Annotated in this window: 13 protein-coding genes; 10 read left to right on the top strand and 3 right to left on the bottom strand. The window is 59.4% G+C overall.

All coding sequences use genetic code 11. The features are described 5' to 3' along the window. Positions 1-71: 71 nt before the first annotated feature. Positions 72-1,454: a right-handed parallel beta-helix repeat-containing protein gene (locus tag KQI84_01280; GenBank protein MCB2153491.1), complete on the bottom strand. Its 1,383-nt coding sequence runs from the start codon at positions 1,452-1,454 to the stop codon at positions 72-74. 182 nt (positions 1,455-1,636) lie between these two features. On the opposite strand from KQI84_01280, the gene KQI84_01275 reads away from it, so the two are divergent. Beyond that, a complete protein-coding gene (locus KQI84_01275) occupies positions 1,637-2,161 on the top strand; it encodes a hypothetical protein (GenBank protein ID MCB2153490.1) in 525 nt (174 codons plus the stop codon). Positions 2,162-2,218: 57 nt separating this feature from the next. Next, complete coding sequence (locus KQI84_01270; GenBank protein ID MCB2153489.1) at positions 2,219-2,572, top strand: hypothetical protein; 354 nt, start codon at positions 2,219-2,221, stop codon at positions 2,570-2,572. On the opposite strand, the gene dnaB is transcribed toward KQI84_01270, so the two are convergent. Continuing rightward, complete coding sequence (gene dnaB / locus KQI84_01265; GenBank protein MCB2153488.1) at positions 2,573-3,976, bottom strand: replicative DNA helicase; 1,404 nt, start codon at positions 3,974-3,976, stop codon at positions 2,573-2,575. Between the two features lie 208 nt (positions 3,977-4,184). Between dnaB and folP the strand changes: the two genes are divergently transcribed. From folP to KQI84_01250, 3 genes are all read left to right on the top strand, one after another. Next, positions 4,185-5,057, top strand: coding sequence for a dihydropteroate synthase (gene folP / locus KQI84_01260; protein MCB2153487.1), 873 nt, complete (start codon positions 4,185-4,187; stop codon positions 5,055-5,057). A gap of 64 nt (positions 5,058-5,121) precedes the next feature. Further along, positions 5,122-5,358, top strand: coding sequence for a CDGSH iron-sulfur domain-containing protein (locus KQI84_01255; protein MCB2153486.1), 237 nt, complete (start codon positions 5,122-5,124; stop codon positions 5,356-5,358). Between the two features lie 15 nt (positions 5,359-5,373). Beyond that, on the top strand, positions 5,374-6,588 hold the full coding sequence (locus tag KQI84_01250) for an iron-containing alcohol dehydrogenase (protein ID MCB2153485.1): 1,215 nt from the start codon (positions 5,374-5,376) through the stop codon (positions 6,586-6,588). A 36-nt stretch (positions 6,589-6,624) separates the two neighbouring features. On the opposite strand, the gene KQI84_01245 is transcribed toward KQI84_01250, so the two are convergent. Continuing rightward, positions 6,625-7,032, bottom strand: a complete 408-nt coding sequence (locus KQI84_01245) for a hypothetical protein (protein MCB2153484.1) — start codon at positions 7,030-7,032, stop codon at positions 6,625-6,627. Here KQI84_01245 and KQI84_01240 point away from each other — a divergent pair. The 5 genes from KQI84_01240 (at position 7,031) to glmS (ending at position 13,128) form a co-directional block, all read left to right on the top strand. After that, positions 7,031-7,348: a hypothetical protein gene (locus KQI84_01240; GenBank protein ID MCB2153483.1), complete on the top strand. Its 318-nt coding sequence runs from the start codon at positions 7,031-7,033 to the stop codon at positions 7,346-7,348. The two genes, KQI84_01245 and KQI84_01240, sit on opposite strands and share 2 nt — an antisense overlap. A gap of 361 nt (positions 7,349-7,709) precedes the next feature. Further along, positions 7,710-8,603: a hypothetical protein gene (locus KQI84_01235; GenBank protein MCB2153482.1), complete on the top strand. Its 894-nt coding sequence runs from the start codon at positions 7,710-7,712 to the stop codon at positions 8,601-8,603. Beyond that, positions 8,600-9,958: a hypothetical protein gene (locus KQI84_01230; GenBank protein MCB2153481.1), complete on the top strand. Its 1,359-nt coding sequence runs from the start codon at positions 8,600-8,602 to the stop codon at positions 9,956-9,958. Before KQI84_01235 ends, KQI84_01230 begins: the two co-directional genes overlap by 4 nt. Positions 9,959-10,128: 170 nt before the next feature. Then, entirely contained in the window at positions 10,129-11,073 is a 945-nt protein-coding gene (gene argF / locus KQI84_01225; GenBank protein ID MCB2153480.1) for an ornithine carbamoyltransferase, read from the top strand. 210 nt (positions 11,074-11,283) lie between these two features. Further along, positions 11,284-13,128, top strand: a complete 1,845-nt coding sequence (gene glmS / locus KQI84_01220; GenBank protein MCB2153479.1) for a glutamine--fructose-6-phosphate transaminase (isomerizing) — start codon at positions 11,284-11,286, stop codon at positions 13,126-13,128. Positions 13,129-13,200: the final 72 nt, after the last annotated feature.

Genomic DNA, 13,200 nt, shown 5'->3' with positions numbered 1-13,200 from the left:
TCCGCAATCAAGCGGAAAAGCACTTCGGGGGACTGACTGAGTTTACATTCGAGTTGCTGTCGATCCCGAACTCAACGCGCAAAAAGCGACGAGGAACTGTCCACATCCGTTTCGGTTCCATTGCCCTGGAATCTGACTCTGTCCCTCTGATACTCAACGCCGCTGTTGAGTTCGACGAGAATCCCAATCTTGTTGTCGACGATCGAATGGGTTCCATCCCCCAGATGGATATAGGACCCGCGTGTCGCGTAGACGCCGGCCTCGCCGTTTCCGTGGAAGTGCCCCAGAGTGACCTTTGCCTGTGAGCCCACCGAGCACGTGAGACCGCTTCCGTAAACCTTGTTCCCGTTGTTGAACAGATTGCATTCATAAAGACGAGCAGTAGAGCTCTCTAACTGGAGCCCGTGCAGCGCCGACCCCTCGATGGTTGTGTTCCGCATCATGAGCTGGCTTCCATACATGACGTTGAGCCCTGATCCCGTCGAGTCTTTGATCTTACAGTCAGCAAGGTAGCCGGAAGAACTGGTGGATACCAGGATGCTTGTTTCGTTTCCAATGAACCGGCATCGAACCACGGAGGGAGCGCTATTCCGTTCGGCCTTGATCCCGTACCGGTTTCCTTCGAACTCGCAGTCGACTACGTTCATCCGGGAGAATACTGATCGGATTGCAGACTTGCTGAATCCCTCAAAACGAAGTCCTCGGAAATTCACTCCCACGGAGACCCCCTCGAGAACAAACGCCTCGCTCTGCTCGGTGCCCGCTGGCCGCAAGACAGCTTCGCCCGTCGAATCGGGGTTCTTCTCGATATGGACGTAGATTCGATCCCCCAGGATCACGTTGTTTCGGAGCGTAACGCGCTCCTGGTAGACTCCATCTGCCAGTTGGATTCTCGTTGTCTGGCGAATGACCGGAGGGAGCGCATCCACCGCTGCCTGAATCGTCTTCTTTGCGCGATGCGGGGCTTTGCCCGTATTATTGTCATCCCCCGTGATCGGGTCTACGTAGAGGATAATATCGTCACCCTCTGCTTCCTCGAACGCACGCGGGACATGTACAGGTCGGTCCGACGGAAGTTGCTGAATCCCTTCGCCGACATCTACCCAGACACGCATTTGGAGTGGGAATTCCTCATCCGACAGAAAGCCGGGCAGCGGATTCATATTGCTCAGGGTGACATCGCCAATTTCGACAAGGAACTCCCCATCCTTCACCTCAACCGGAACTCCCTGTTCGGGGGGCAGCTCGGCGTTGGGGGCACCTGAGTTCGTCCACAGGAACGTCTGATCGGTTCCATTCTGCTGGTAGATACCGAAGTAGAATCGGGCCATCCCTGAATAGGGCTGACCGTCTTCTTCCAGGCGGCCCTGATATTCGAATGTCTCTCCAGCCCAGCCGAATGAGGCGAGAAACAGCAGCAGGATGGCGGAAATAGTGAAGCATCTGGCGGTCACGGCGATGACTCCCGGGAGTTTGCGTTGAGGGATGTAAACCTCGCAGTGGCAATTCTTTGTAGGCAAGGGTAAATGACAGGGAAATCCTGCGGATCCCCGCCTCAGCGCTTGACGGGGTAAACTGGGGGCTAAGAGACTCAGTTTTAGTCAAGTATGACGATACTCTTTTGGCGGCAATCCCGATGAATCTCGTGCATCCGGGTGTCATCCCATTCTTCCTTGGGCTGATTCTGATATGGCTCCTGGCCGGGGCCGTGTTGAGGCGGAACTACCCCAAGGCATTCCCTGATGTCTTGCTGTTGATCGCCGTCTTCGGCGCGATCCTGGGCATGGGTGCGATCAGTTCCCTTGGCGGCCCCGCGGTTTTGGTCATCATCACGTGGTGGGCGCTGATCTCCTGCACCTCCATCATCGATCTGCGCGAACTTCCGCGGGACGAGGCTGCGCGGGTAAACGGCGTTTACTTCCACAGTTGCTTCCTGATCGCCGGCATCTCTGGCGGGCTGTTGATCCGTTCCCCATTCCTCTCTTCAGCAGAAGTGTATCAGTCCTGGCTGAATTGCTTCCCCGACCTCTACCTGACGACATTGGCCGCGATGGGATTCATTTCGCTTCCATTCGCACTGTTAGCGGCGTGCGTTGTTGTCTGCCGTGTCATGAGGGCTCGCGCCGCCGAAATCGCGCTCCAGGAACAGAATCAAACTTGACGTTGTAGCCATCGTCGGGCTTTCAGGAATCAAGAATCGGATTCCGGAAGGGGCCGTATGGCTAAGCGTCGCAAACGTTCCTCAAAGACATCCTCCCGCGGGCTTTTCTTCCCCGTCATTGGTGTATTGCTGCTGATGGTTCTTGCAGTGGCGGGGGGCTATGCGTGGCGCAGTTACGCTCCGCTTCCATTGCCCGGCGACACGCCGCTGTCCGGCGACGCATCAATGCCAACGGGTGACATTGCCCTCAAAGCGGAAGTGCGCGCGGCCATGCGCCGTGCCGAGCAGGCGGAAGAAGAAACCGATCGCTTGCGGCGCGAACTGAATCGCCTCTCAAGCGAGCAGCAGCAAACCGAAGCCGAACTCGCCGATATGCAGATCAAGGATGTCCTTGGCGAAGCGGAATTCTGATCAGTCTCTCAACGCATCCACAAACAGCGTGAAGTCCGCCAGGAAGAGCACGTCAACCGTTCCGATCGGGCCGTTGCGGTTCTTGCCGATGATCAGTTCGGTGGGGATGGGAAGCGACTTGTCGGGCATCCGACCGTCCTCGTCCTTCTGCACTTCGACGCGATCGCGGTGCACGAACATGACGATGTCGGCGTCCTGCTCGATGGCGCCGGACTCGCGCAGATCGCTCAGCATCGGGCGGGCCGACTTCTCCTTGCCGCTTCGAGATTCGATGTTTCGGGAAAGCTGACTGAGCGCCAGAACCGGGACGTTCAATTCCTTCGCCAGCGCCTTCAGTCCGCGCGAGATTTCACTGACTTCCTGCTGTCGGTTCATGTCGCGACCGCGCCGCTCGGGACCTTGCATGAGCTGCAGATAGTCTACAACGATCAACGCCAGATCTGGACGCTGGGCCTTGAGACGGCGGGCTCGCGATCGCAACTGCATGATGGAAATGGCCGCCGTATCGTCGATGTAGATCGGGAGGTCCATCATATGAGACGCCGTCTCGCGCAGCGTCTCCCATTCGCGCTCCTTGATCTGTCCCTTGCGAACGCGATGGCTGGGCACGCGGGCTTCGCTGCAGAGAAGGCGCATGTTCAACTGCTCCGCGCCCATTTCGAGTGAGAACATCGCGACGGGTCGATTGCCGACCGCTGCGACGTTCCGCACGATGTTCAGCGCAAGCGCTGTCTTGCCGATGGAGGGACGGGCAGCAAGAATTGCCAAGGCGGAAGGCTCGAGCCCACCGATCAGTTTATCCAGGTCCTTGAAGTAGGTCGGCAGGCCCGCCTTGGGCTGCTTCGTCTCGTACAGGTGCATGATCTCGCCGATGGTATCTTCCATCAGCTTCTCGACCGACTGGAAGCGGCCGGAGTGTGTTTCCTGGCTGACCTCGAAGATCAGCTTCTCAGCCATCTCGATCTGCTCGAGAACCTCGCGGCGCTCCTCCGACGACTCATGCAGAATCGTATCGGCGGCGCTCATCAGACGGCGCAGGATGGACTTCTCCTGAACAAGGCGCGCGTGCTCAGGCGCGGCACTTGTCGAGAGGACAAACTGCTCGAGGTTGGCCAGATAAACGTAATTGCCGACCTGGTCGAGCTTTCCTTCGCGCCGCAGCATGTCCGCCAGCATCGTCAGTTCAACCGGCTTGCCCGCGTTGTGCAGCTCCAGCATCGAGGTGTAGATGATCTGGTGACCGGGCTGGTAGAAGTCTTCGATCTTCAGAAAGCGACTGATCTCGCCGAGTACGTCGTTATCGAGCAAGACGGCACCGAGGACCGCGCGCTCGGCATCCAGATTGTGAGGATGCTGGCGCTCGGGGCGTGGGCTGGACGAGTGGGCGGGAACAGGTTCGGACATGACCGGCAGCCTTGAAAGAGAATCTGTGATGGGAGGGCCGTTGTGTGGCGGCAGCCGTTGGGATAGGAAGTGCGAACGCGTCTCGTCAAGCCGGAGTGGGCCTCCAGTGGCAGGAAAATCCTTGTTGCCGAACCTCTCCCCAGGGATTCACCTTCGACCCACATGTTCTCCACAGAGTTTTCCCCAGAGTTATCCACAGGAGCCCCAGATGACCGCCAATACCGAGCCTGCGACGTTTCGACTCGGAACAGTTCGAATCGGGCCCAAGGACCCTGTTCGGCTGCTCGCGATTATCAACGTCAGCCCGGAGTCGTTCTATCCCGGCTCGGTGGCGCTCGGGCGCCAGGCCGTCCGCGATCGCGCCGAGCAGGCTGCGAACGAGGGAGCCGACATTCTCGACATCGGCGCGATGTCGACCGCTCCGTATAAGGAGACCTTCGTAACCGCCGAACAGGAAGCCGAGCGTCTGGTCGAGGCCATTGAAGCAGCCCGTGAGGCTTCTGGCCTGCCAATCTCAGCAGATACGGCAAGGGCGTCGGTGGCCGCAGCGGCACTCACTGCCGGTGCAACGATCATCAACGACGTCTCCGGTTTGGCAGGGGACCCTGAGATGGCGGAACTGGCTGCAAAGCGCGGCGCCGGCGTGATCCTGATGGCGAACGAAGACCGCGTCATCGAGGGACCGGATGCGGCGCCTCCTCACCAGGTTGTCCGAACGATTCTGGCCGACGCTGCCGAGCGCGCACGCAAGGCGGGGATTCCGAAGGAACATATTGTAATCGATCCGGGGATTGGGTTCTTCCGCAGTCAGCCGGTCCCCTGGTACGATTGGGATATGGATGTTCTCCAGCATCTTCGCGAACTCAATACCCTTGGTTTTCCTCAGCTTGTGTCTGTTTCGCGCAAGTCGTTTATTGGCCACCTGTTGGGCCGGAAGCAGGCATCCGATCGTCTGCCAGGGTCGCTCGCTGGGGCGATCTGGTGCGCCAACCACGGAGTGCGCGTCATCCGCACGCATGATGTTCAGGCCACTCGGGACGCGTTGCGCCTGTGGGTGATGCTTTCTCAACATCCGGCATAGCACGCGGCCTGGATTTTGCACTTCGGCAGCGGGCATGCTCATCCTCCTGGAAAGGAAGTCTCAAATGGCTCCCGAAAAAGTCCCCCAGAAAGCTCCTTACGTGATCGATGAAGAGCCCGGCCGCAAGGCCTGGTGTTCATGTGGCCTTTCCGCCAAACAGCCCTACTGCGATGGTTCCCACGCGGGAACTGGAAAGCGCCCGATGATGGTTCAACTCGACGAGGCGTGCAAGGTTGCCTGGTGCGGATGCAAGCACTCCGAGAAGGCGCCCTTCTGCGACGGCTCTCACAACAAGCTCTGACCTGGGAGGCGAGCAATGCAACCTTTTGAAGTTTACATCCCGACCCGGATCAAGTTCGGTCCGGGGCGAATCCTCGAGGTTGGCAAGATCGCAAGCGACCTCGGGAAGAAAGCCCTCATCGTGATCGGGGGCGGCTCCGTGAAGCGCATCGGCGCGCTGGACAAGGTGCAGGCCAGCCTGACGTCCGCCGGCATCGAATCGACCGTCTTCGAAGGAATCGAGCCGAACCCACGGCACACGACAGTGAACAAGGCGGGCAAGCTGGCCTACGCCGAGGGCGTTGATCTGATCGTGGCGCTGGGCGGTGGCTCCGTGATGGATGCCTCGAAGTTCGTCGCCGTCTTGGCGAAGCAGCCGGAGACCGACTCGTGGAGTCTGACCTCGCGGCAGCCAAACGAGGGAAAGGTCGGCGACCCGCTGCCGATCATCGCAATTCCAACGACCGCTGCCACTGCCAGCGAAGTGACGCCCTTTGCCGTGCTCTCGAACGAAGACATCAAGGGCAAGGCCCCGATGGCCCATGAGAAGGTCAAGCCCATGGTGGCGATTCTCGATCCGGAACTCCACACGTCGCTGCCGGAGAAGACCACGGTGGATGGTGCGGCCGACATCATGAGTCACGTCTTCGAAAACTACATCGCCGGCGGAAACGATTCGATCCTTGCTGATCGCTACACGGAATCGGTGTTGAAGACAGTGCTGGAAGCGACACCAGCCGCGATCGACGATCCGGGCGACCTGAATGCACGCGGCGATCTGCAGTGGGCCGCGACGTTGGCGCTCAACGGCATGCAGGGCGTCGGCCGTGCACCGTCCGGCTTCCCGATGCACAATATGGAACACGCCCTCTCCGGACAGGTGCCGGATCTCGCTCACGGCCGCGGGCTGGCGGTGCTGTATCCCTCTTACTTCCGTTGGATGATCGGGCACGGGCGAGCAGTCGATCGTTTCGCACGCCTGGGCCGGGAAATGTTCGATGTTGGTGCGACCGACGATCGTATCGCGGCCGCCGAGTTCATCGATTGCTTTTCTCGCTGGCTCGAATCCGTTGGCTTGTACGAATCGCTTGTCGACGCCGGTGTGCCGGAGGATGCCTTCGAACCTGCGGCGCGCTACGCGGCGGAGGCTTACGGAGACGGCGAGTCGATCTCCGCGGCCGGTCCCGTGACAGTCGACGACATGGTGGAGATTTTCCGGGGAACACGGCGGCAATCTCCTGCCGCTGTTTGAGCGAAGGCCTATCTCGAATCAGCTATGCTGGACCGGTCAGGCCTTCTGGCCGGTCCCTTCGTTGCTGGCAGGGGAGCGGCGATAGGCCACCGTCATACGAATCGGGATCGCAAGGATAAGGACGGCCCAGAACAGGAAGAAGAGACAGGACGCTCCAATTATCAGCAGTTCGCCGAAGTTCGAGATCCTTGTGCCAATGATCGTCATTCCTGCGGCACACAGGTGACCAAGCGCGAAGCCCCCGAATGAACACCAAGCCAACAGAAGCACCGGCAGGGATGGGCGTCTGGCGACAAGGCGCGAAAGGAAGAAGCCACCGGCGTGAATTCGCTTGATCGGATCGATCGTCGCGTAGGCCGTGAGCGGGGCATTGCACTTCCAGCACATATCCCGATCCGGTTCGTTCTCAGCCAGGCAGTTGTAGCAGATGGGCATATCAGCCATGCCGGACTCCCTCCGTGATTCTCTTCCGATTCATCCGCCAACACAGAAGAGCATTGTACGTCATCTTGACCGGGTACGCGATCACCAGAAGAGCGCCCAGCACCGCCATCGATCCCATCAGGAGATTGAAGGGCATATCTTTGCCGGAAGAGAGACTGTCGACAATCCCGGTGATTGCCATGTGTATCCACATACCGGCGAATGGGGTGACGAACAGCCAGGCAAGAATGATAATCCAAACGGGGTAATGCCGATTCCGGATTTCGTGGAGAAATTCGCCCTGGGCTTTGATCTGATCCAGTGGATCGACGCCTGAATAAACCCTGGCCTCTGTTTCCGCACGAAACCGGACTCTGGATTCAGCATCGCAGTCCACGGGAACGGATTCGAGCTCTATTGACTCTTGGTCTTCCATCGATCGGGCCTCTGGAGTCTCTTACGGCCGTCGACACCGGTTATTCAACCTGGAAGACGGGAATCCCCTGAGACGATGACCCGATTGCAGACTCTGTGCTTCGTTGAAATGGGCCGAAATGCGGGCAATTTGGCTTGTCATAGGAATCTGACTTGCATACCCATGCACCCTGATTAGGAAGTTGGGGAAAACGATATTCGGAACTTCAGATACTCTGCTGTTCCGCTTCCTAACCCAAAACACCCGTTTAAGGAGTCACCCAATGCGCAAGAGTTCTCTGTTAATGGGACTGGCTTTAGCCGGTCTGACACTGGGCTTCGCCGCGACCGCTTCGGCACAGTGCCCGAGCACCATGAAGGCAGAAGGCGCGGCCACCGAAACGAAGGCTGCCTGTCCCTTCACTGCCGCCCAGGCAAAGTCGGAAGCCAAATCCGGCTGTTCTATGGAAACCAAGTCGACCGCGAACTGCGACGGCCATGCCAAGGCCAAGTCTGCCTCGCACTGCGAAGGTGAAGGCAAAGCGGAAGGCGCCTGCGAAGGCCACGCCAAGGCTGGATGCGAAGGCATGGACCCCGCTAAGTGCGGCGAGCACGCTGGGCAGAAGGACTGCTCTGGCACCTGCGACGCCAGCAAGTGCACCAAGTCGACTGTCTCGCACGCTTCTGCCGGTATCTGGACGTTCGTGGATGCCGAAGGCAACGTGGCCGAGCCCTCCGCCGATCAGGTTGCTGCAATCCGCGAAGCGCTGGCCTCTGTTGAGGGCCCGCAGCTCAATTTCGCCTCCGTCGAAGCCGCCGATCCCGCCGATCTCTCCAAGGGCTTCCGCGCCCGTCCCGTGATTGCGTCGGCCGGCATGCGCGCCGCCTTCACCGAAGAGGCCGAGCAGGAGCTTCGTAAGCGCATGGGCGATGCGAAGTTCGAAGACATGATCCGCGAGGTTGCCCCGAACTGGCGCCAGTTTGGTGAAGTCGAGATCATCGAGCGTCCCGACGGCGTGATCGAGCACCGTCTTCCCGAGGGAAGTCTCGTCAACTTCGCCGTCGTCGATATCGACAAGAACGGCAACGCATCGTTCAGTTGTGTCACGAACAAGGGCGAGGCCGAGGCATACGAATGCCGCCACCAGCACACCACCACCGAGGAGAACGCCGAATGAAGACGCTGAAGAATCTCACTATTCTTGGAGCCGGTCTCCTCTGCGCGGGCGTCCTTGCCCTGCCCGCTTCCTCGTCCGCGGTGACTCTGTCCGCAGATTACTCCACGGAAGGCGCCAGCGAAGGCTTCAATGACGCTACCTATGGTGCTTCCCGCAAGACTGCATTTGAAACAGCTCTGGCCAATTGGTCTGACATTCTCGAAGGCCCGAACAACGTCTCCATCGTTGTCCAGGCTCAGTTCAATCCCCTGGGTGGCGGCGGTATTCTCGGCTACGCCACCTCCGGCAGCAGCTACTACCAGATTGCCAGCGGCGAGCCCAGCACACTCTACGGCCCGTCCCTGGCCAAAGCGATCTCCGGCTCAGACATGAATGGTAGCACTCCGGAAATCTACATTGTCTTCAACTCCGATATCGACGCCGGCGCCGTTCCTGGATTCTCCTGGTACTACGGCACCGATGGGAATCCCGCTTCCAACGAGTTTGACCTCATCACAGTCTGCATGCACGAGATCGGCCACGGTCTCGGTTTCTCGGACTTGATCAACGACACCACTGGTGCCTGGGCCGCAGGACTTCCGGGAATCTATGACCGGATGCTGACAGAGTATGATGGTGTGGACACTTACACGCCGCTGACCTCAATGACGAATGGCCAGCGTTACTCTGCCATCCGAAGCACCAACCTCTACTGGGGGGTGCCCGATGTTGACGGCAACGGAACGCCCGACCTGGCTCCCGCAATGGTGGGTTACTATGGGGTTCCCGGCGAGATGTACGCTCCCAGTTCCTTTGAACCTGGCTCGAGTGTCTCGCACTGGGATACCAGCTTCAGCCCGAACGAGATGATGGAACCCGCACTCACCAACGGCCAGGGCATCCACGATCCGGGCTATGCCGTCGAAGCCTTCGAGGACATTGGTTGGGTGCAGGCGGACAGCGCTTCGCCCGACGTCAGTTTCCCCCGCAACGTCTCTGCCCAATCCGTGGATATCTACGAAGACTCCAACGCCGGCGATACCACGGTCCAGATTCCCGTTCTCCTGGGCGCACCTCCATCCGGAACGGTGACGGTTCCATTCACAATCACCCCGACAACCACCGATGGAGCCGAAGAAGGAACGGATTTCAATGTCATCACTCCCTCGCCGTTGACATTCACCGCCGGCGATCGCGTCGAGTATATCACGGTCGAAGTGACTCCCGACACCGACTACGGAGAGAACGACGAGAGATTTGTGATCATCCTCGGAACCCCAACCGGTGGGACCCTCATTACCGCCGGATTTGCAAACATGTTCACGGTCACGATCGTCAATAGTCCGAATGACGTTGAAGACTGGTCGATCTACTGACCCGAGCTCTGCTCAGAGACAGACCCCCAAGCCCGTCGGCCAGTGCCGGCGGGCTTGGTTTTTGGGCGGAGTCCTAATCGGGGTTGCCACCGCGGCCCCTCGTCCCTCAGACCACTGCTTCCCGGCTTGACGGGGCGATTGATGAACACTATTTCGTGGAGTATCCGACCATGCGCGACTTGATTTCGATCGGCGATCTGACACGCAGCGACGTGGATGAGTTCCTGGGCGTCGCCGCCAAGCTCAAGAAGGAATGGAAAGAAGGCCTGGCCGCGGGCAGGCGCCAGCCGGCTCATCTGGACGGACGCGTCCTTGCCATGATCTTCGAGAAGCCCTCGTTGCGTACGCGATGCTCCTTCGAGGCCGGCATGTTCCAACTCGGCGGGCATGGGATCAACCTGGCTGCCACGGAAATCGGCCGCCTTGGTCAACGCGAGAGCATCAGCGATTTGGCCCGCAACCTCGAGCGCTGGTGCCAGATCATCCAGGCTCGCGTGTTCTCGCACGAAGGCGTCGTCGAACTCGCCAAGTGGGCCTCGATTCCTGTGATCAACGGCCTGTCGGATTTCGAGCATCCGACCCAGATCATGGCCGACTACCTGACGATTCTGGAGCACCGCGGTTCATTCGATGGCCTCAAGCTGGCCTGGATCGGCGACGGCAACAATGTCGCCCATTCCTTGATGATGATGGCGTGCATTCTGGGTCACGAGATGGCTCTGGCGATTCCGGAGGGCTACGACCCCGATCCGCGGGCCTGGGCGATTTGCGAGAAGCTGAATCCCAAGGCACGCGACCTGGTGAAGATCGTGCGCGATCCGAAGGAGGCTGTCCAGGGTGCCCAGATTCTGTACACGGACGTTTGGGCTTCGATGGGCCAGGAAGAAGAGAAGGCCAAGCGTGAGAAGGACTTCCAGGGCTTCCAGATCAATTCCGAACTGGTTGCTGCCGCTGCGCCGAATGCGATGGTGTTGCACGACATGCCGGCACGCCGCGGGCTGGAGATTACCGACGACGTGCTGGACGGAGATCGCTGCCTGGCTTTCGAGCAAGCTGAGAATCGCATGCACACGATCAAGGCCGCACTTTGCTGGTGTTCTGGCGTGAAGGTCTGATTCCAAAGGTTTTAGCGGGATTTGGCAAGACGGTCCAAGCAGGCCTTTTATCAGGGAGTCCGGGGGCGACCTTTGATCCCTGGAAATTCATGTTGATTTGGACCGGAACCGGCTTCCAGCCTGCGGGGGTTCGCTAGACCGGACCGGAAGCGCCCGCGCAGGATCGGGAGAGCGGCGGCGAGGCACTCTAAACGAATATGAGGTTCGAATATGTGTGGTATTGTCGGCTGCGTTGGCGTTGAGGACACGTGGAATTGCCTCATCGGCGGCCTGAAACTTCTGGAGTATCGGGGCTACGATTCTGCTGGGATGGCCATTGTCGACGAGAAGGGACTTCATGTCTCCAAGTCGGTGGGAATGGTTCGTAACCTGGAAATCAACGGCCGACGGCTGCCCGCTCACGGGTCCGTCGGTATCGCTCATACACGTTGGGCCACTCATGGTGGCGTGACCGAGAAGAATGCGCACCCGCATGTGGATGCGAAGGGCGAGTTCGCCGTCGTTCACAACGGCATCGTCGAGAATCACATGGCGCTGCGCACTGCCCTGGAATCCGAAGGCGTCGACTTCCAAACGGAAACCGATACCGAGATCATTGCTCACCTGGTCGCGCGTTTCTACGAAGGCGATCTGGTCGAAGCCGTTCGTCTTTCCTGCAAAGAACTGCGCGGCACCTACGGCATTCTTGTTGTCAGTGTGAAGGAGCCGGAGAAGATCGTGGCCGCCCGAATGGGCAGCCCGTTGGTGCTCGGCATCGGCGGCCAGGGACACTACGTGTTCGCCTCCGACGTGCCGGCAATGATTTCGCGCACCAGCCAGGTCGTTTATTTGAACGACGGCGAAGTCGTCTCCGCATCTCCCGAGGGCTATGAGATCTTCTCGCTCGACAAGACGCCGATTACGCCGAAGGTCGAAAGTCTCGACCAGAAGCTGGAGTCGATTTACCTCGGCGACTTCGAGCACTACATGCTGAAGGAGATCTTCGACCAGCCGATCGCGCTCACGAACACCATGCGCGGACGTGTTCGTCCAGAGGCCAGCGATGTCCACCTGGGCGGCGCTCGTCTGACTGTCGATGAAATCCGTAACCTGCGCCGTGTGATCATCGTTGCGTGCGGAACGTCCTGGCACGCGGCCCTGATCGGTAAGTATCTCATCGAAGAGATTCTGCGCATCCCCGTCGAGGTCGAGTACGCGTCCGAGCTGCGCTATCGCAATCCGATCGTCCGTCCTGGCGAGGATCTCGCCATCTTTATTTCGCAGTCCGGCGAGACGGCGGATACACTGGCCGCGTTGCGCGAACTGAAGCGTAAGGGCGCGCGTACGCTCGGCATTTGCAACGTCGTGAACAGCACGATCGCTCGCGAAGTTCACAGCGGCATTTACACGCACGCCGGCATCGAAATCGGTGTCGCTTCGACAAAGGCATTCACCGCCCAGGTTGTGACGCTGCTGTTGCTGACCGTACACGTCGGTCGGCAGCGCGACATGTCGAGCTACTTCGCAGATGACGTCATTCAAGACATGCTGAAGGTGCCGAATCTGATCGATCACATGTTGGCAAAAGAGTGCCTGGAGCAGATCGAGAAGATCGCCGCCGAGGTCGTCGACTCGGGCGTCCGGAACTTTCTGTACCTCGGCCGCGGCGTGAACTTCCCGGTCGCGCTCGAAGGCGCTCTCAAGATGAAGGAGATCAGCTACATCCACGCGGAGGGCTATCCCGCTGCGGAGATGAAGCACGGTCCGATTGCACTGATCGACGAGAACATGCCTGTCGTCGTGATCGCGCCGAAGGATCGCATCTACGAGAAGGTAATGAACAACATCCAGGAACTGCTGGCGCGCAAAGCGAAGATCATCGCCGTGACAACCGATGGCAACACGGAACTGGAAGACATCTGCCAGCACGTGCTCTATGTCCCATCCGTCAGCGATCCGGTGATGCCGTTGCTGACCGTCGTGCCGCTTCAGCTGCTGGCCTACTACACGGCCTGCCTGAAGGGCCTGAGCGTTGACAAGCCCCGAAACCTCGCAAAGAGCGTGACGGTGGAGTAGAGGCGCTGCTGCAGGAATCAACCACAACAAACGAAGCCCCGGACGGTTCCTCCGCTCCGGGGCTTCTTACAT

The sequence above is a fragment of the bacterium genome (assembly GCA_020444065.1).
Taxonomy (GTDB): domain Bacteria; phylum Sumerlaeota; class Sumerlaeia; order SLMS01; family JAHLLQ01; genus JAHLLQ01.
This window is presented reverse-complemented; position numbering and strand designations above follow the sequence as displayed.